Source organism: Nioella ostreopsis (genome assembly GCF_004000255.1).
Classification (GTDB): Bacteria; Pseudomonadota; Alphaproteobacteria; order Rhodobacterales; family Rhodobacteraceae; genus Nioella; species Nioella ostreopsis.
In genome coordinates this window covers 25,604-43,489 of sequence record NZ_RCIQ01000021.1, presented here as the reverse complement: position 1 = coordinate 43,489, position 17,886 = coordinate 25,604, and the positions used below count along the sequence as shown (strand labels likewise).

Sequence of the window (17,886 nt, the reverse complement as noted above, 5' to 3'; positions counted from 1 at the left end):
GGCTGGCCTTCGCACGGGCCTGCGCAATTCGGCACATTACCGGCAGAAAATCTGGCCCGGAGTCGCGCCCAATGAAAACCCAAGTCAAAGCCCTTGTCGTCGGCGGCGGTGCCGTCGGCACCTCGATCGCCTATCATCTTGCCAAGGCAGGCTGGTCTGATGTGATGCTGCTGGAACGTGATGAACTGACCTCCGGCTCCACCTGGCACGCGGCTGGCCTGCTGCCGCTCTTCAACATGAGCTTCGCGACGACCCATATTCACCAGTACTCGGTCGATTTCTACAAGACGCTTGAAGAGGAAACCGGGCTGAATGCGGGCTTTGCCGTGGTCGGCAACCTGCGCATGGCGCAGACGCAGGAGCGCATGGATGAATACATGCTCTATGCGTCCACTGCCGAGACCTGCGGTGTGAAATACGAATGGCTGACCCCCGACCAGATCAAGGAACGCTGGCCGCTCATTGAGACCTCGGACCTCAAGGGTGCGATCTATCATACCGAGGACGGCTATATTAACCCCGCTGACGTAACCCAGGCGATGGCCAAGGGTGCCCGCCAGCGCGGGGTGGATATCGTGCGCAAGATGCAGGCCGATGCCTTCCACTGGAATGGCACTCATTGGGAAGTGACCTGCACCAAGATGGTGGAAAAGGGCGGCAACCTCGTGCCCTCTGAAGAACAGGTGGTGATCACCGCCGAACATGTCGTGACCGCATCGGGCAACCACGCGCAGCGCACCGCCAAGATGCTGGGCATCAAGATGCCCGCGATTCCGGTGGAACACACCTTTATCGTCATGGATAAAGACCCCGAGCTGGTCAAATGGCGCGAGGCGGGCAATGCCGAACACCCCGTCGTGCGCGATGCCGACAACGAATCCTACGCCCGTGAGGAACGCGGCGGCTGGATCCTAGGAATCTACGAACACGGCGCGCCCGCGCGGTTCGAATATGGCGTGCCCGACAGCTTCCGCGCCGATCTGTTCCCGCTCGATCTGGACCGGATTGCCGATCAGTACATGGCGATGGCGGAACGGGTGCCGTCCTGCGCCGAAAGCGGCCTCAAGGACGATTTCAACGGCCCGATCTGCTACACGCCCGATGGCAACCCGCTGGTCGGCCCCGCGCCGGGCCTGCGCAACATGTGGCTGGCTGAGGGCTTCTCCTTCGGGATCACCGCCGCTGGCGGCACCGGCTACTACCTCGCCCAGATGATGGTCGACGGCGAAGCCGAGATCGACATGGCGTCCCTTGACCCCAAGCGCTATTCGCAGAACTGGATGACCACCGAATTCGCGGCGCGCAAGAACGAGGAATGCTACAGCCACGTCTACATCCTGCACCACCCGGATGAAGAGCGTGAGGCCTGCCGCCCGCTGCGTACCGCACCCGCCTATGACCGGCAGAAGGCGCTTGGCGCGCAATTCGGTTTCGTCAACGGCTGGGAACGCCCCAACTACTACGGCCCCCTCGATGCGCCCGAGAATTTCGACCACGACGCCCGCAGCTTCCGTCGTGGCGGCTGGTGGCAATACGCCGTGGAAGAAGCCAGGGCGATCCGCGAGGGTGTGGGCCTGATCGACGCGACCGCCTTCACCAAGCATGTGGTCAAGGGCCCCGGCGCGACGGCGTTCCTCGACTGGTTCACCTGCAACAAGCTGCCGAAAGTGGGCCGGATCAACCTGACCTACGCGCTGACCAGTGCTGGCACCACGCGCACCGAGTACACCATCGTGCGCAATGGCGAGAACAACTACTACCTCGTCTCTGCGGGTGCCTGGACGGAGTATGACGCCGACTTCCTGCGTAAGGCGGCCGAGGACAAGATGGAGGAGTTCGGCTATATCGAGATCCAGGACGTGACCACCCAGTGGGGCGTCTTTGCCATCGCAGGGCCGAAATCGCGCGACGTTCTGAAAGAGGTGATTAAGGACGCCGACCCGGATACAGCCCTGTCGAACAAGCGCTTCCCGTGGTTGTCTGCGCGGCAGATCGAACTGGGCATGTGCCCCGTGAATGCGATCCGCGTGGCCTATACCGGGGAGCTTGGCTGGGAACTGCATCATCCGATCGAGATGCAGAACTACCTGTGGGATCTGCTGAATTCAGCGGGCGAAAAGCACGGGCTGAAGCTGGTCGGCGCACGGGCGCAGAACTGGCTGCGGCAGGAGAAATCCTACCGTGCCTTCGGCAATGAACTTGGCCGCGACGCGACCCCCGCCGAGGCCGATCTGCCGCGCTTCATCGACCTGTCGAAAGAGTTCCACGGCAAGGCCGAGATGGAGGCCAAGGGCATCCGGTCGAAGTGCTGCACGCTGCTGATCGACGGGCCGTCTGATGCCGATCCCTGGGGCCGTGAAGTGCTCTATACGCCGGAAGGTGAGCGGGTTGGCCGTCTGACCTCGGGCGGCTATTCGGTGGCCTTCGAGAAGTCCATCGGCATGGGCTATGTGAAGCCCGAGCTGGCCGTGGAAGGCACCAAGCTGAAGGTCAAGATGCTCGATCAGTTGTGGGATGCGGTCGTGACCTGCGACAGCCCCTATGACCCGAAGAACGAGACCATCCGCAAGGACGGCTGAGGTGCATTAACCGGGGGTGCCGCCCGTACACCGGGCGTACACCCCCTGTGCACCCCCCGTGCAGACGGGGCACGGTCGGGCGGAAACGGTTAACGCTCCGGTTTCTTGTTTGGAAAACAGTAAGGCCCGCCAGATCGGCGGGCCTTTTGCATGGTCATCCGTTGCCGTTGCCCTGACCGCTGCCCTGACCGTTGCCATTCCCATGCCCCCGACCGAAATCGTCGGTGGTGATCACGCCATCGCCATTGCGATCCATATTGGCAAACCACGTGGCCGAGAAGCCCACGAACTCTTCGCGGCTGACCAGGCCATCGCCATTGGCATCGTTATTGGCGCGCATCATGCCCTGATCCACCGGGCGCATCGCATTGCCTTCATGGCCACCCATGTTTTCCATATCCGTGGCGCGGGCCTCGTCGAACAGATCGTATTCCTCGCTTTGCAGCATGCCGTCATCGTTCTGGTCGAACATGTAGAAAATATCGCCGCGCCGCTCCTCGACTTCTGCGAAGGTCACCTGGCCGTCGGTGTCGTAATCCCAGTTCTGGATAAAATGTTCGCCGGGCACACCCTGGGCAGCGGCAAGGCCGGGCAGGGCGATCAGGGCGAGCGTGGTCAAAATGCGGTTCATGTGGGTGTCCCTTTTCATTAGATTGTGCCCGTTACACGCGGTCAGGCGGGGGCTCCGTCGCGGCGACGGGTGCGACATTTTGGTTGTCTCGGGCAATTAGTTTCGACAGAGGTTTCGAGGAGGTTTGGTATGGTCGTCTATGTGGGCATCGCGGCGTTTGCGTGGCTGACCCTGTTCCAGCTGTTGCTGGCGGCGGGCGCGCCACTTGGGCATCTGGCCTGGGGCGGGGCTGCGCGCGTGCTGCCGATGCGTCTGAGACTCGCGAGCCTGGGGTCCGCGGTGCTGGCGGGTCTGGCCCTGATCACCGTCGCGCAGTCCGGTGGGGTTTTTGCCCCTGTCCTGCCGGATAGCTGGCCGCGCCCGATCCTGTGGGTCCTGGCCGGGATTTTCGGGCTGAGCGTGCTGGCCAATCTCTTTGGGGCACGGGGGGCAGAGCGGCTGCATGGCGTACCGCTGGCGCTGATCTGCGCGGGGTCCTGTCTGGTGCTGGCCCTGTCCTGACCGTCGTGGGGAAGGGGATGCCCTGAGGCATGTCCCGGCCCAATGCCCTTGCAAGGGCATTCCACGCGGCCCGTCAGGGCCGCGCGGGTCGATGCGCGCGAAGCCGCGCAGCGAAATCCCTCAGCGGCGCAGGAACCGGCCCAGGACGTCATCCATGGCCGAGCCGTCGCCATCTGCATCGAGCAGATCGTTCAGCATACCAAGCCCGCCACCGCGGCTGGAACCGCCACCGCCGAGCAGACCGCCGATCATTCCGGCCAGCCCGCCGCCCTGCGCTTCCTGTTCGGCGGCTTCGATCTGATCGTCCGGCATCTGCCGTTGCAGCCCGCCCTGTGCCATGGCCGCAAGCGCGGGCAGGAACTGGCTGACCAGATCGCGGTCCACGCCCGACCGGGCCGCCGCTTCCTCGGCCAGACCATCGGCGGCCTCTTGTCCGCCCAGAAGCGCCGACAGGAAATCGCGCCCCTGCGCCTGACCGTCCGAACTGGCCGCCGCTTCGGCATCGTCGAAGAGCCCCGCCTGATCCTGTCCGCGCAACCGCCCGAGCACATCGCCAAGCCCGCCACTTTCCGCCCGCTGGCGCGCGGCCGAGCCGATGGCGGGCGCCAGCAGAGAGGTCAGGCTGTCCGCCTGCGCGTCGTCAAGGCCAAGCTGAGAGGCCAGCTGCCCCAATCCCTGACCGCCCTGCGCCTGTTGCAGAAGTCGCATGATCGACATGGTAATCCCTTTCTCAAATCCCGTGACCCGATCAGGTCAGCACAGAAGACCGTGTCGGGGAACCCGATTCGGGTGTCGCGGGCCGGATCGGCGGAAGGGGGTTATTCGGCGGCGTGGGGCGACAGGGCCGCGTGCAGTTCGTCATAGGCGTCCATCGCCTTGGCGGCATACATCAGCGCGGGGCCACCGCCCATCTGCACCGCCATGCCGAGCGCCTCGCCCAGTTCCTCGCGGCTGCCGCCGGCGCGGATCAGCACCTCGATATGGAAATTCATGCATGGTTCGCAGCTGTCCGCGACGGCAATGGCTACGGCGATGAGTTCCTTGGTTTTCACATCCAGAACGCCATCGGTCTTCACCACAGCGCTGACGCCCGCAAAGGCCTTTGTGACCTCCGGGATCGCCTTGTTCAGCTTGCGCAGCTGCCCGTGCATTTCGTCGCGTTTGTCCATCCAGCTCATCTGGGTCTCCTGCATTGGTTTCGGCCTGTCAGAGCAGGTCGGCAGGGGCCGCGCCTTGACCGGGATCAATTGGCGGTGACAATGATCATGAGGTTGTTGGAGGGCATGTCGAGCGTTTCTGTTTTCATCGGAGACAACCGGTCGCGGACCCAGGCGATATCCTTGTAGCCGATGGCGGGGTCCTGCGCCCTGAGGCTGGCGTGGAAGGTGGCGTCGCCCTCGCTGGTGGCTTCGCCATTCCGCAGAAAGGGACCGTAGAGGAAGGCTTTGCCACCGGGGGTGAGGGCCCTAGTGATGCCAGCCAGCACCGTCTCGGCCTCCGCGTCCGAGATCAGGTGCAGAAGGTTCACCAGCAGGATCATGTCGGCGGGGCCGTGGGTGGCGTGCCAGCCTTCGGCGGCGGCGTTCAGGGCCGTGGGCGGGCGCAGGTTGGCCGGGCCTTCGGCCTGCCGCCATGCCTCGATCGAGGCGAGCCTGTCGGGGTCGAGGTCGGTCGGTTGCCAGTCCAGCCCCGGAAAGGTGCGGGAAAACGCCACCGCATGTTCGCCGGTGCCTGCCGCGATTTCCAACACGCGGCCTGCGGCGGGGGCATGGGCGCGCAGCACCTCCAGAATGGGGGCCATATTGCGCCGGGCTGAGGGCGCGGACATGCGCTTGTCATCGCCCGATCTTGGCGCGTCGGGCAGGGTCAGCTTGCGGGTCATCCGAACCGTGCGGGGCTGAGCGCCGCGACGGTTTCCGCGTCCAGTTCCGGCGTGCGACCTGCCACCACATCGGCCAAGAGCTGGCTGGCGGCGGGCGCGGTCTGGAAGCCGTAGCCGCCCTGGCCTGCGCACCAGATGAAATCGGGTTCCCGCAGATCGCGGCCCAAAACCAGCGTCCGGTCGGGGGCAAAGCTGCGCAGCCCCGCCCAGGTGGTTTCCACGCGAGTCACTTCCTCGGTCACGAAAGGCTGATAGCGGGCGATGCCCTCGGCCAGCACCATGTCATCGGCCCAGGCATCATGGGGTTCGTCGACCGGGTCCTGTTCGGCGGGCGAGACGATCCACTTGCCCGCGTCGGGCTTGGCGTACCATGTTTCACCGGCACCGATCAGCATGGGCCAGCCCGAAGGGTCGTATCCGCCGGGCGCAGGCATCCGCGCCATGGACCGTCTGAGGGGGCTGATCCCAATGGGCTCGATCCCGGCCATTGCGGCGATGATGTCGACCCAGGCCCCGGCAGCATTGACCAGCTGGCGGGCCTCATAGGTGTCGCTGCCCGCGCTGACCTGCCAGATGCCATCCGTGCGGGTGATGGCCTCGACCCGTTGGCCGGTTTTCACCGTCCCGCCATTGCCGCGCATTTCCTTGACGAAATTGCCGATCAGCAGGTCGGTATCCAGGTCCCACGCCTCGTCATGATGGGCCGCGCCGCGCAGGTGGTCGCGGTTGAGCGCGGGCACCATCGCCATGGCCTCGTCGATCGAGATCGCGTGCAGGCCCATGTCGTCGATGTCCCTGGCCAGCGTGTCTTCCTCACCCGGACCGGCAAGAAACATCAACCCGCGCGGGCTGAGCACGCCGCCATTGGCGGTCATGTGATAGTCGCGCGAGGCGAGGTTCAGCTGCACCGTGGCAGGCAGGCCGTATTGCGCTTCGAACAGTGCCGCCGACCGGCCCGAGGCGTGATAGGCGAGGCTGGTTTCGGCCTCCAGCAGGAGGGTGGAGCCAAGATGCGACAGGCGCGCCGCTGCGGATGTGCCGGCGATGCCACCGCCGATGATGAGAAAGTCATGTGTCATGGCGAATGGGTGGCATGACCGGACGGGGCAGGCAAGGGGGCAGCTGCATCCGGGACTGTCCTTGCCCGGAAGAGCGGGCTAGGATTTCGGGCGACAAGAGCAGAACAGGGGCAGGGCATGACCACCGCATTGATCGTATTGGCGCATCCCGATCCGGGATCGTTCAACGGGGCCTGGGCCGAGGCCAGCGCGCGGGCCTGCCGGGCGCTGGGCTATGAGGTGCTGGAAAGCGACCTTTGCGCCATGGGGTTTGACGCTGTGGAAGGGCGGCGGCATTACAAGGGTTATCGGGTGGATCGGGCGTTTGACCCGCTCAAAGCGCAGGAGGAGGCCGCCGGGGCAGGGACGATCCCGGCCGACGTGGCCCGCGAAATCGACAAGGTCAGGGCCGCCGACCTGCTGATCCTGCATTTCCCGATCTGGTGGTTCGCGCCGCCCGCGGTGTTGAAAGGCTGGTTCGACCGGGTTCTCTCGCATGGTGTCTTGCACAGCGTGGATCAGCGGTTTGATTCCGGGCTGTGTCGCGGCAAGCGGGCGCTGTTCTGTGTGACCACCGGGGCCAGTGCGGCCGAAAGCGGGCCCGATGGCAAGGAGGGCGACCTCCGGCTGCTGCTGTGGCCCGCCGCGCAGACCTTGCGCTATCTGGGAGTCGGCGTGTTCGAACCGGAGCCCGTGCACGGCGTGCATGGCTATTACGAAGGGGCGGAAGAGGCGGCGCTGCGGGCGCGGTTGACGGGGGTTCTGGACGGCCAGCAGGCATTGCTGGCCGGGCTGGCGGACCGGCACCTGATGCGGTTCAACGCGGATACGGATTTCGATGCAGACGGGCGGTTGAAGCCTGACAGTCCCAGCTATTCCCCTTTTATCCGGCACCCGAGCTAAGAAAAAGGCCCGCCAGTGTGGCGGGCCCTTCCAAGATCAGTCGCAAGGAGATCAGTTCGGCACGTCGCCGGTGATGCCTTCGACGTAGAAGTTCATGCCGAGCAGGGTGCCGTCATCAGCCACTTCGCCTTCTGCCAGCCATGCGCTGCCGTCCTGACGGTTCAGCGGGCCGGTGAAGGGGTGGTAGTCACCCGCAGCGATGGCTGCTTGCAGGGCCTGCGCCGAGGCGCGCACTTCTTCCGGGATCGCGTCGGTCATTTCACCGATGCCGACCATGCCCGGGCCGATGCCGTCCCAGGTGTCGGTGCTTTCCCAGGTGCCGTCCATGACCGCCTGGGTGCGGGCGATGTAGTAGGGCGCCCAATCGTCGATGATGGCCGAGATGCGCGGAGCCGGGGCGAACTGGTACATGTCAGAGGCCTGACCGAACCCAAATGCGCCCGCTTCCGCCAGCACGGTCATCGGCGCGGTGGAGTCGGTGTGCTGCATGATCACGTCGGCGCCCTGGTCGATCAGCGCCTGTGCGGCGTCTGCCTCGACAGCCGGATCGAACCAGGTGTAGGCCCAGACGATGCGGAATTCGACATCGGGGTTCACTTCGCGGGCGTGAATGAAGGCCGAGTTGATGCCGCGGATCACTTCGGGGATCGGGAAGGAGGCGATATAGCCGACGATGTTCGACTCGGTCATGTGCCCGGCGATATGGCCCATCACGGCGCGGCCTTCATAGAATCGGGCCGAATAGGTGGACACGTTCGGATGGTCGCGGCGATAGCCGGTGGCATGTTCGAAGCGCACGTTCGGGAACCGCTCGGCCACGGCATTGGTCGGGTCCATGTAGCCGAAGGACGTGGTGAAGATCAGGTCGGCACCCGACAGGGCCATCTGGGTCAGCACGCGTTCCGCATCCGCGCCTTCCGGCACGTTTTCCACATAGCTGGTTTCGACGGCATCGCCGAAATGCTCTTCCACGGCCAGACGGGCGCGGTCATGTTCATAGGTCCAGCCGAGATCGCCGATGGAACCGACATAGATGAAGCCGACCTGTGTCGGATCGTCCTGCGCCAGCGCCGGCGCGGCAAGGCCGAGCGACAGCGCGCTGACTGCCATGATCTTGGTGAGTGTCTTCATTCTCAGGTCTCCTTGTTGGTGTCTGTTTCGTATTCTGTTTCTAGGTCGAGATCCGTTATCGGATCCTCAAGATCGCCCTCCAGAAGGGCGCTTGTGATCAGGCCGGCGGGCACCGCGATCACCCCGAGCCCGACCAGCAGCACGATGCCGGTAAAGGCCCGCCCCGCCAGAGTGATGGGATAGACATCGCCATAGCCCACGGTGGTCAGGGTTGCCAGAGACCACCACAGGCAGGCGGGGATCGAGCCGAAGGTGTCGGGCTGGGCCTGATGCTCGAAATGGTAGATACCCACGGCTGACAGGTAGAGCACGACGAGCGCGATGAAGCTGAAGATCCACAGCTCGTCCCGGTTTTTCTGGAAGGCGCGGGCCAGCCGGTCCAGCGCATGGCTGGCATGGAAGAGCTTCAGCAGACGGATGAGCCGCAGAAGACGCAGCGAGCGGATGGACTGGGCGTCGGGCACCAGGAACAGGATTGCGGGCACGATCGACAGGAAGTCCACGAGTCCCCAGAAGCTGAGCGCATAGCGCAGGGGTTTCGGCGAACAGGCCAGCCGCAGCAGATATTCCGCCGTGAAGATCGCCAGAACGCTGTATTCCACCACCAGCAGCACCTGGCGCACCTCTGTCGGCAGGCTTTGCACGGTTTCCAGCGCAATGGCGACGGCCGAGACGATGATCAGCAGCTGCAGGGCAATTGCGATGCCCCGCCCGATGGTCGGATGTGTGCCATCCAGTGCCTGCAGAATCGCGCCGCGAGTCATGTGTCCTCCTAGCCGGTTGCATGGAACACCTTGCCAAGAGCGGCGGGCGCATTCAATGCGGTACGGCTCTTGTCGGAGGACATGATCACCAGCACGACGATGGTGATGACATAGGGCGACATCGCAAGGATCTCGACCGGGATGTCGATGCCCGCTGCCTGAAGGCGCAATTGCAGGGCCGTGACGCCACCGAACAGATAGGCCCCGAGCAGCGCGCGCCAGGGTTTCCAACTGGCGAAGACGACCAGTGCCAGCGCGATCCAGCCTGCGCCCGCGGTCATCCCGTCGACCCAGTTCTGAACCCGCACGATAGACAGGAACGCGCCGCCGAGACCTGCACAGGCGCCCCCGAACATGATCGCCATCAGACGGATGCGGATCACCTTGTAGCCGAGCGCATGGGCGGCATCGTGGTTTTCCCCCACGGCGCGGATGATCAAGCCCATCTTGGTGTAGCCAAGCACATACCAGACCGCCGCGACCAGAAGGACCGACAGGTAGATCACCAGCGAATGTCCGAACAGGATCGGACCGATCACCGGAATCTCCGCCATCGCGGCCGGGAACGGGTCGGACACCACCGGAGGGGTCGAGCCGGGATAGCCCACTCCAAGCAGGGCAGAGAGCCCGAGCCCGAAGAGCGTCAGCGCCAGCCCGGTGGCCACCTGGTTGGACAGCAAGAGCTGGGTCAGAACGCCGAAGATGAGGGACAGCGCCATACCGCTGGCCATGCCCGCCAGAAAGCCGAGCGTGGGCGAGCCGGTGTTGACGGCGACTACGAAGCCCATGACGGCACCGGTGATCATCATGCCTTCGACGCCGAGGTTCAGGACCCCGGTCTTCTCGACGACAAGCTCGCCGATCGCGGCCAGCAGCACCGGGGTGGAAACGGTGATCAGAGCGACGATCAGGGTGATTGGATCAATACCCATCATGCGACCCCCTCTTTCTTGAAGCGGATACGGTAGGTCGACAGCACATCGACGGCCAGCAGGAAGAACAGCAGCATGCCCTGGAAGGCCTGTATCGCCGGGGCGGGAATTTGCAGCATCAGCTGCGCCAGTTCACCGCCGATATAGGTCAGCGCCATCAGGAGCCCCGCCAGCAGGATGCCGATGGGGTGAAGACGGCCCAGGAAGGCCACGATGATCGCGGTGAAGCCATAGCCCACGTTGAAGTCGATGCTGATCTGACCGGCGGGGCCGGAGACCTCGAAGAGGCCCGCGAGCCCGGCCAGTGCACCGGACATGCCGAGGCACAGCACGATAAGGCGATTGGGGTTCACTCCCGCAAAGCGGGCGGCGCGCGGGGCCTGACCGGCGAGTTTGATCTGGTAGCCCAGAACATGCTTGTTCAGCAGCACATAGGCAGTGATGACCGCGATGAAGGCCGCCACGATGCCCCAATGCATGCCGGTGCCCGAGATCAGTTCGGGGTTGTTCATGGACTCGATGCGGCTGAGATTGCGCGATCCGGGAAAGCCGTGGCCTTCGGGGTTGCGCAGGAAACCGGTTGCGGCAGAGGCGAGAAACTTCTCGGCCACGTAGACCAGCAGCAGCGACACGAGGATTTCATTGGTGCGGAACCGGGTCTTGAGGATCGCCGGGATCATCGACCAGGCCCACCCGCCAAGCGCCCCGGCGATGATCATGCCGGGAAAGATCAGCGGGCTTTCCGACGGGTAGAAGGCCAGCCCGAAGGACGCACCGGCGATGGCGCCCATGATATACTGGCCCTCGGCCCCGATGTTCCACACGCCCGCCCGAAAGCCGAGCGCAAGACCGATGGCGATCAGGATCAGCGGACCGGCCTTGACCAGAAGCTGCGGCCGCGAATAAGCGGCGAAGCTTTCATGAAACAGCGGATCCCAGAAGATGATGCGGATCGCCTCGAACGGGTTCTTGCCCAGAAGGGCGAACATGATCCCACCGGCAATCATGGTCAGCACAACCGCCAGAACTGGCGTGGCGGCTGTCCATGCCCGGGACGGGGCAGGTCTTTTCTCAAGCCTCAGCATGGATTGCCTCCTCGTCCAGATCATGCATGTCATGCGCCCCACCCAGCATCAGCCCGATGGTTTCCATGGTCAGGTCGCGCGTCGTGCGCACGTTTGACAGGCGGCCTTCGTTGAGGGCGGCGAAATTGTCGGACACCTCCAGCAATTCATCCAGATCCTGACTGATGACGATGACGCCCGCGCCCTTCTGGGCCAGATCGAGGATCGCCTGCCGGATATCGGCCGCAGCCGAGGCATCGACGCCCCAGGTCGGCTGGTTGACCACCAGAACCGTCGGATCCTGCAGGATTTCCCGTCCGATGACGAATTTCTGCAGATTGCCGCCGGACAGTGACCGGGCCACGTTGTCGGGGCCGGGGGTGCGCACGTCGAAATCGGCGATGACCTTTTCGGCATAGGCGCGCGTTGCCCCCCAGTTGACGAAGCCGCTATCCGCAAGGTTCTTGCGTTGGCGCGCGGTCAGCAGGGCGTTTTCGACAAGGCTCATATCCGGCGCGGCGGCATGGCCGAGACGTTCTTCCGGCGCGCAGAGGATGCCCATTTCGCGCCGCTCGTTCGGGCCCTTGTCGCCAATCGGGGTCTTGTTGAGTGTAATCGTCCCCGGGGGCGTGGTGACTTCGCCCGAGAGCGCCGCCAGCAGCTCGTCCTGACCGTTGCCAGCCACCCCGCCGATGCCCAGAACCTCGCCTGCGCGCAGTTCGATTCCGACGTGACGCAGCGGGGTGCCGAAGGGGTTCGATGGTTCCACCGACAGGCCTGCGACCTTCAGGATCACCTCGCCCAGTTCGGCATTGTCGCGGGCGGGGGTGGCCAGCGACTTGCCGACCATCAATTCGGCCATTTCAGCGGCGGATGTGTCGCGCGGGGTGCAATTGCCCACCACCTTGCCAAGCCGCAGGATCGTCGCCTCGTCACAAAGGGCGCGGATTTCTTCCAGCTTGTGGCTGATATAGAGGATCGAGGTGCCCTCGGCTGCCAGCTTGCGCAGGGTGTGGAAGAGAATCTCCACCTCCTGCGGGGTCAGCACGCTGGTCGGTTCGTCCATGATCAGCAGCTTTGGGTCCTGCAGAAGGCAGCGGATGATTTCCACCCGCTGACGTTCGCCTGCTGACAGGTCGCCCACCAGACGATCGGGGTCGAGCGGCAGGCCGTAAGCTTCGCTCACCTCGCGGATGCGTTTGGCGAGATCGCGCTGCGGCGGCGGGTTCTCCATGCCAAGCGCGATGTTTTCGGCCACGTTCAGCGCCTCGAAGAGCGAGAAATGCTGGAACACCATCGCCACGCCGGTGGACCGGGCGACGCGCGGTTCCGGCGGTGCATAGGCCTCGCCGCGAAAGGTCATGGACCCGCTATCGGGCCGCACGAGGCCGTAGATCATCTTCACAAGCGTCGATTTGCCAGCGCCGTTTTCGCCAAGCAGAGCGTGAACTTCACCCGGCTGGATCTGGAACGACACGTCGCTGTTTGCCACGACGCCCGGATAGGCCTTGGTGATGTTGTTGATGGAAAGCAGGGGGTCGCCGGTCATGTGACGTCCTCCTGTCTCGTTCCTGGTTGTGTCATGTCACTCCCCTCCCGAGTGGTGCCGCAGATCGCGGTCTTCGTCTTGGTGCAGGTCGGTGCGCGTGGCGCCCCTGATTAGGCTGGTGGCAACCCCAACGGCAATGGCCTGCGGGTGTTTGCCGAGGCTGGGGTCGCCGATTGGGCAGGTGATGCGCGAAATCTGGGCGTCCGAGTGGCCAAGCTGCTGCAATCGCTTGCGAAAGCGGACCCATTTGGTGGCCGAGCCGATGAGGCCGCAGAAGCGGAACCCGTGGCTTAGCGCGCCGTGGCAGAGCACCAGGTCGATCTCGTGGCTATAGGTCAGGATCAGGTGCTGCGCGTCCGGGGGCGCCAGCCGCATGGCAGCGGGCATATCCGGCGCGGGCAGGGCGGTGACGCCTTGCGGGATCTCCTGTGGGAAGCGATCCGGGGCGCTGTCGACCCAGGTGATAGCGAAGTCCGGTAGCGCGGCAAGCGTGGCCACGATAGCTCGCCCAACATGGCCCGCGCCCCAGACCCAGAGCGGTGTGGCTTCGGCCCGGATCGGTTCCACGAACCAGCCCTGCACCATCGCGGTTTCCACCGGGCGATGACCCGCCCGCGCGGCGCGCATCTGGCCTGCGAGTTTCAGCGGCAAATCAGGTGCAGAGCCGGGCAGGGGGCGGGCGTGGGCGTCGCCCGTAACAGTCGCAAGCCGCGCCGTGTCCCAGATCTCGGTCAGCAGCTGCACCGCCCCGCCGCAGCACTGGCCCAGACCGGGGCCGAGCGGCACCTTGTCGAAACGGTCATCGCCAGACAGCGTCTGACGCGCCCGGTCCACCGCCTGAAATTCCAGCGCGCCGCCGCCGATGGTGCCGGACTGGCCATCCGCCCAGACCAGCATAGCGGTGCCGGCCTCGCGCGGCACCGATCCGGCTGAGCCTGCGATTACGACCCGCGCAACGCGGCCATGCGCAGCCACAGCGGCGCGAAGGGCGTCAAGGTCGAAGCTCATCCTCTCGCCCTCTTGACGGCGGAGAGGACTTCCTCGGCGGTGGCGGGGGCTTGCAGGTCGGCGTAGTTCGGCCCGCAGGCGGCCACGGCCTCGGCCAAGGCGGACCAGACGCTGATCCCGTGCATGAAGGGCGGCTCGCCCACGGCCTTGGAGCGATAGATCGTCTCTGCCGGGTTCGGCGCGTCCCAGAGCGCGACGTTGAAGACGCGGGGTCGGTCCGAACAGGCGGGGATCTTGTAGGTCGAGGGCGCGTGGGTGCGCAGGCGTCCCTTATCGTCCCAGACCAGTTCCTCGGTCGTCAGCCAGCCCGCGCCCTGTACGAAAGCCCCTTCCACCTGCCCGATATCGAGAACAGGGTTCAGGCTGCTGCCCGCGTCATGCAGGATGTCGGTGCGCAGGATGCGGTTTTCGCCGGTCAGCGTGTCGATGACGACCTCGGAACAGGCCGCGCCTTGGGCGAAGTAGAAGAAGGGCCGCCCGCGCCCGACGATGCGGTCCCATGCGACCTCCGGCGTCTTGTAGAAGCCTGTGGCTGACAGGCTGACCCGACCGACATAGGCGCGGTTCGCGGCCTCGTCGAAGGGGATCGCCTCATTGCCTACATGGACCATGCCATCCGCAAAGCGGACCTGCGCGGGCTTGGTCTGGTACTGTTCGGCAAAGAACTCCGCCATCCGGTCGCGGATCGTGTCGCAAGCGGCTTTCACCGCCATCCCGTTCAGGTCGGAGCCCGACGACGCGGCGGTCGCCGAGGTATTCGGCACCTTGCCGGTATCGGTCGCGGTGATCTTGACCCGGTCGAGCGGTACGCCGAAGCGGTCAGCGGCGACTTGTGCCACCTTCTGAAACAGGCCCTGACCCATTTCCGTGCCGCCGTGGTTCAGGTGGATCGAGCCGTCAGTGTAGACATGCACCAGCGCGCCCGCCTGATTGAGATGGGTCAGCGTGAAGGAGATGCCGAACTTCACGGGCGTCAGGGCTAGCCCGCGCTTCAGCACCGGCTGGCTGGCGTTCCATTCCGCAATCGCGGCACGGCGGGCGTGGTAGTCGCAAGCCTCCGCCAGTTTCGCGGTCAGCCCGTTCAGGATGAAATCCGTCACCGGCATGTGATAGGGCGTCGTCTGTTGCCCCGCTTCCATCGGTTCGGGCGAATGCGCGCCGCCGAAGCGTTTTGCACCCCCGGTGCCGGAGCTGATTTTGTGGGCAGTCCCGGCGCCCTTCGCCTCGACGCCCTCTTCGACATTCACGCCGGCCTTGCCGCCCATCTCGGCGTAATAGTTGGCTTTCCGCACCTCCAGCGGGTCGAGCCCGAGCGTGTGGGCGATATGGTCCATCACCCGCTCGATCCCCAGAACCCCCTGAGGGCCGCCAAAGCCGCGATAGGCAGTGGCGCTTTGGGTATTGGTGCGCAGCCGGTGCGACGTGATCCGCGCGGCGGGCAGGTGATAGGCGTTGTCCGCATGCAGCATGGCCCGGTCGGCCACGGGCAGGGACAGGTCCATCGCCCAACCGCAGCGGGTCATCTGCACGAAATCGACACCGGTCAGCTTGCCATGGGCATCGACGCCCGCGCGGTAATCGATCCGGAAATCGTGCCGCTTGCCGGTGATCATCATGTCATCGTCGCGGTCATAGCGCATTTTCACGGGCCGCCCCGTGCGATCCGCGACCATGGCGCAGGCGATGGCCAGATGGTTGCCCTGGCTTTCCTTACCGCCGAAGCCGCCGCCCATGCGCCGCACTTCGACCCGCACCGCGTTCATCGGGCGATGGAGCGCATGGGCAACCTTGTGCTGTATTTCCGACGGGTGCTGGGTGGAGCAATGCACCACCATGTCGCCGCCTTCCTGCGGCAGGACCAGCGCGGCCTGACCCTCCAGATAGAAATGCTCCTGCCCGCCTATCTCGATCCGGCCTTCGATGATATGCGCGGCGCGGGCAAGGGCCGCGTCGACATCGCCCTTTTCATAGATGCGGGGGCCATCCTCGAACCTTGCGTTGGCGGCAAGCGCCTGCTCGATGGTCAGGATCGGCTCCAGTTCCTCATACTCGACCTGAGCCAGCCGTGCGGCCTTGCGCGCGGCAAGGTGGCTGGTGGCAGCGACGAGGAAGAGCGGCTGGCCGAGGTAGTGCACGCTGCCATCGGAGAGCAGCGGCTCGTCATGGGCGGAGGGCGAACAATCCGGGATCTCGTCGAAATCCTCACCGGCCAGCACCATGAGCACACCGGGGGCCGCGCGCACCGCGTCGAGGTTCATGGAGGCGATCCGGCCATGGGCGATCTCGGCCAGTCCGAAAGCCAGATGCAGGCAGTTGGCGGGCACCGGGATGTCATCGACATAGCGGGCCTGGCCGGTCACATGCAGGGGCGCGGCGTCATGGGGCAGGGATTTGTGAACGCTCATGCCGACACCTCCAGCACATTGGACAGGGTGCCCTGATCCTCGTGGAAATAGCGCAGGAGCATGTTGGCCGCGGTCTCCAGCCGGTAGGCGCTCGATGCTCGCATGTCGGTGAGCGGGGTGAAATCCTGCCCGTAAGCGGCCATCGCGGTGCGCACGGTTTCTTCGGTCCAGGGCTGGCCCACCAGCGCGGCCTCGGCATGGGCGGCCCGCTTGGGGATGCCCGCCATGCCGCCATAAGCGAGCTTCGCATCCGTGACGGTGCCGTTTTCAACGGTGATGCTCAGGCAGCCGCAGACGGCGGAGATATCCTGATCGAAGCGTTTGGACAGCTTGTAGCAGCGCAGCCGGTCGGGTTGCGCGGGGATGGTGATGCCTTCCACGAATTCCCCGGCGTCGCGGTCCTGCTTGCCGTAGTCGAGGAAGAAACTCTCCAGCGGGATCGTGCGGCGGCTGTCACCCTTGCGAAGATGCAGCTCCGCGCCAAGCGCGATCAGCGCGGGCGGTGAATCCCCGATAGGCGAGCCGTTGGCGATGTTGCCGCCGATGGTGGCGGCATTCCTGACTTGCGTTGACGCAAAGCGGCGCAGCATCTCGGCAAATGACGGATAGCGGGGGGCGATGGCGGCATGCAGGTCCGTGAGGGACACCATCGCGCCCACATGCAAACCGGAAGCGTCCTCCCGGATGGTCTTCAGATCTGCGCAGGCACCGAGGAAGGCCACCGGCGACAGGTCGCGCAGCATCTTGGTGACCCAGAGACCCACATCCGTGGCCCCGGCAATGAGCGTGGCATCGGGATTCGCGGCGTACCAGTCCGCCAGCTCGTCGCTGCTGGTGGGCGCGAAGGGCAGGGGGGCGGCGTCCAACACGCTTACAGCGTCTCGGTCCGTCTGCATCCAGTCCGGCACCGGTTGGGATGCGGCGGCCTCAGCCGCGCGGATGATTGGCGCATAGCCGGTGCAGCGGCAGAGGTTTCCTGCCAGCACATCGTCGAACGCTGTTTCGCCATTGGTGTGCGCCGCGGCCAGCGAGGCCACGATCCCCGGCGTACAGAACCCGCATTGCGACCCGTGATGCTCCACCATCGCGGCCTGAACCGGGTGCATCTGGCCATCGGGGCCGGAAATCCCCTCGACCGTGCGCACAGCCTTTCCGTTCAACTGCGGCAGGAACAGGATGCAGCCATTCACGGCCCGGGAGCCCTCCGCATCGGTGACAACCACGGTGCACGCGCCGCAGTCGCCCTCGTTACAGCCTTCCTTGGTTCCGGTCAGGCCCTGCGTCTCGCGCAGCCAATCCAACAATGTGCGGGTAGACGGCTGATCCGTGATCCGGACCGGCGCGCCGTTGAGGAGGAATACAACCTCGTCAGTCATTCAATTCTCGTGTCGCCTTCTTGTCGGAGGGTCTTTGCCCCCAATTGCGCTGGCCCGATGCGACGTAAAGCCTGTGCGCGCTTCCCTGTTGGTCTGTCCAGCA

The 17,886-nt window shown here is 65.0% G+C and carries 16 protein-coding genes; 3 read left to right on the top strand and 13 right to left on the bottom strand.

Translation table 11 applies throughout. From position 1 onward, the window contains the following. Positions 1-71 precede the first annotated feature (71 nt). Complete coding sequence (locus EP237_RS18210) at positions 72-2,579, top strand: GcvT family protein (protein WP_127562323.1); 2,508 nt, start codon at positions 72-74, stop codon at positions 2,577-2,579. A 154-nt stretch (positions 2,580-2,733) separates the two neighbouring features. Here EP237_RS18210 and EP237_RS18205 read toward each other — a convergent pair whose 3' ends face one another. Continuing rightward, positions 2,734-3,210 (bottom strand): EF-hand domain-containing protein, encoded by a 477-nt coding sequence (locus EP237_RS18205; protein ID WP_127562322.1) that lies wholly within the window; start codon positions 3,208-3,210, stop codon positions 2,734-2,736. Between the two features lie 129 nt (positions 3,211-3,339). Here EP237_RS18205 and EP237_RS18200 point away from each other — a divergent pair, with 129 nt between their 5' ends. Beyond that, positions 3,340-3,711 (top strand): hypothetical protein, encoded by a 372-nt coding sequence (locus tag EP237_RS18200; RefSeq protein ID WP_127562321.1) that lies wholly within the window; start codon positions 3,340-3,342, stop codon positions 3,709-3,711. A 120-nt stretch (positions 3,712-3,831) separates the two neighbouring features. Here EP237_RS18200 and EP237_RS18195 read toward each other — a convergent pair whose 3' ends face one another. The 4 genes from EP237_RS18195 to EP237_RS18180 form a co-directional block, all read right to left on the bottom strand. Further along, positions 3,832-4,428 (bottom strand): DUF937 domain-containing protein, encoded by a 597-nt coding sequence (locus tag EP237_RS18195; protein ID WP_206052321.1) that lies wholly within the window; start codon positions 4,426-4,428, stop codon positions 3,832-3,834. Positions 4,429-4,529: 101 nt separating this feature from the next. Continuing rightward, positions 4,530-4,889 carry a carboxymuconolactone decarboxylase family protein gene (locus EP237_RS18190; RefSeq protein ID WP_127562320.1) on the bottom strand — a complete coding sequence of 120 codons (360 nt, stop codon included), beginning with the start codon at positions 4,887-4,889 and terminating at the stop codon, positions 4,530-4,532. A 65-nt stretch (positions 4,890-4,954) separates the two neighbouring features. Next, the gene (locus tag EP237_RS18185) at positions 4,955-5,593 is read right to left on the bottom strand and encodes a DUF938 domain-containing protein (protein WP_127562319.1); all 639 of its coding nucleotides are present in this window, start codon (positions 5,591-5,593) and stop codon (positions 4,955-4,957) included. Further along, positions 5,590-6,672, bottom strand: coding sequence for an NAD(P)/FAD-dependent oxidoreductase (locus EP237_RS18180; protein ID WP_127562318.1), 1,083 nt, complete (start codon positions 6,670-6,672; stop codon positions 5,590-5,592). Before EP237_RS18180 ends, EP237_RS18185 begins: the two co-directional genes overlap by 4 nt. A gap of 117 nt (positions 6,673-6,789) precedes the next feature. Between EP237_RS18180 and EP237_RS18175 the strand changes: the two genes are divergently transcribed. Continuing rightward, the gene (locus EP237_RS18175; protein ID WP_127562317.1) at positions 6,790-7,554 is read left to right on the top strand and encodes an NAD(P)H-dependent oxidoreductase; all 765 of its coding nucleotides are present in this window, start codon (positions 6,790-6,792) and stop codon (positions 7,552-7,554) included. A gap of 51 nt (positions 7,555-7,605) precedes the next feature. Here the strand turns inward: EP237_RS18175 and EP237_RS18170 are convergent, their stop codons facing one another. From EP237_RS18170 to xdhA, 8 genes are read right to left on the bottom strand one after another with little or no spacing between them, the layout of a single operon-like run. Continuing rightward, positions 7,606-8,685 (bottom strand): BMP family ABC transporter substrate-binding protein, encoded by a 1,080-nt coding sequence (locus EP237_RS18170; RefSeq protein WP_127562316.1) that lies wholly within the window; start codon positions 8,683-8,685, stop codon positions 7,606-7,608. A gap of 2 nt (positions 8,686-8,687) precedes the next feature. Next, positions 8,688-9,449 (bottom strand): ion transporter, encoded by a 762-nt coding sequence (locus tag EP237_RS18165; RefSeq protein WP_127562315.1) that lies wholly within the window; start codon positions 9,447-9,449, stop codon positions 8,688-8,690. Between the two features lie 8 nt (positions 9,450-9,457). Next, positions 9,458-10,381, bottom strand: a complete 924-nt coding sequence (locus tag EP237_RS18160; protein WP_127562314.1) for an ABC transporter permease — start codon at positions 10,379-10,381, stop codon at positions 9,458-9,460. Then, entirely contained in the window at positions 10,381-11,466 is a 1,086-nt protein-coding gene (locus tag EP237_RS18155) for an ABC transporter permease (RefSeq protein ID WP_127562313.1), read from the bottom strand. Before EP237_RS18155 ends, EP237_RS18160 begins: the two co-directional genes overlap by 1 nt. After that, on the bottom strand, positions 11,453-12,994 hold the full coding sequence (locus tag EP237_RS18150) for an ABC transporter ATP-binding protein (protein ID WP_127562312.1): 1,542 nt from the start codon (positions 12,992-12,994) through the stop codon (positions 11,453-11,455). The genes EP237_RS18155 and EP237_RS18150 overlap by 14 nt, the downstream gene beginning before the upstream one ends. 36 nt (positions 12,995-13,030) lie before the next feature. Continuing rightward, positions 13,031-14,002: a xanthine dehydrogenase accessory protein XdhC gene (gene xdhC / locus EP237_RS18145; RefSeq protein ID WP_127562311.1), complete on the bottom strand. Its 972-nt coding sequence runs from the start codon at positions 14,000-14,002 to the stop codon at positions 13,031-13,033. Further along, positions 13,999-16,407 carry a xanthine dehydrogenase molybdopterin binding subunit gene (gene xdhB, locus EP237_RS18140; RefSeq protein ID WP_127562310.1) on the bottom strand — a complete coding sequence of 803 codons (2,409 nt, stop codon included), beginning with the start codon at positions 16,405-16,407 and terminating at the stop codon, positions 13,999-14,001. Before xdhB ends, xdhC begins: the two co-directional genes overlap by 4 nt. After that, a complete protein-coding gene (gene xdhA / locus EP237_RS18135; protein WP_127562309.1) occupies positions 16,404-17,783 on the bottom strand; it encodes a xanthine dehydrogenase small subunit in 1,380 nt (459 codons plus the stop codon). Before xdhA ends, xdhB begins: the two co-directional genes overlap by 4 nt. Positions 17,784-17,886 lie beyond the last annotated feature (103 nt).

Coding starts and splice junctions, on each gene's coding strand:
- EP237_RS18210 (WP_127562323.1), top strand. CDS start 72: ATGAAAACCCAAGTCAAAGCCCTTGTCGTCGGCGGCGGTGCCGTCGGC.
- EP237_RS18205 (WP_127562322.1), bottom strand. CDS start 3,210: ATGAACCGCATTTTGACCACGCTCGCCCTGATCGCCCTGCCCGGCCTT.
- EP237_RS18200 (WP_127562321.1), top strand. CDS start 3,340: ATGGTCGTCTATGTGGGCATCGCGGCGTTTGCGTGGCTGACCCTGTTC.
- EP237_RS18195 (WP_206052321.1), bottom strand. CDS start 4,428: ATGTCGATCATGCGACTTCTGCAACAGGCGCAGGGCGGTCAGGGATTG.
- EP237_RS18190 (WP_127562320.1), bottom strand. CDS start 4,889: ATGAGCTGGATGGACAAACGCGACGAAATGCACGGGCAGCTGCGCAAG.
- EP237_RS18185 (WP_127562319.1), bottom strand. CDS start 5,593: ATGACCCGCAAGCTGACCCTGCCCGACGCGCCAAGATCGGGCGATGAC.
- EP237_RS18180 (WP_127562318.1), bottom strand. CDS start 6,672: ATGACACATGACTTTCTCATCATCGGCGGTGGCATCGCCGGCACATCC.
- EP237_RS18175 (WP_127562317.1), top strand. CDS start 6,790: ATGACCACCGCATTGATCGTATTGGCGCATCCCGATCCGGGATCGTTC.
- EP237_RS18170 (WP_127562316.1), bottom strand. CDS start 8,685: ATGAAGACACTCACCAAGATCATGGCAGTCAGCGCGCTGTCGCTCGGC.
- EP237_RS18165 (WP_127562315.1), bottom strand. CDS start 9,449: ATGACTCGCGGCGCGATTCTGCAGGCACTGGATGGCACACATCCGACC.
- EP237_RS18160 (WP_127562314.1), bottom strand. CDS start 10,381: ATGGGTATTGATCCAATCACCCTGATCGTCGCTCTGATCACCGTTTCC.
- EP237_RS18155 (WP_127562313.1), bottom strand. CDS start 11,466: ATGCTGAGGCTTGAGAAAAGACCTGCCCCGTCCCGGGCATGGACAGCC.
- EP237_RS18150 (WP_127562312.1), bottom strand. CDS start 12,994: ATGACCGGCGACCCCCTGCTTTCCATCAACAACATCACCAAGGCCTAT.
- xdhC (WP_127562311.1), bottom strand. CDS start 14,002: ATGAGCTTCGACCTTGACGCCCTTCGCGCCGCTGTGGCTGCGCATGGC.
- xdhB (WP_127562310.1), bottom strand. CDS start 16,407: ATGAGCGTTCACAAATCCCTGCCCCATGACGCCGCGCCCCTGCATGTG.
- xdhA (WP_127562309.1), bottom strand. CDS start 17,783: ATGACTGACGAGGTTGTATTCCTCCTCAACGGCGCGCCGGTCCGGATC.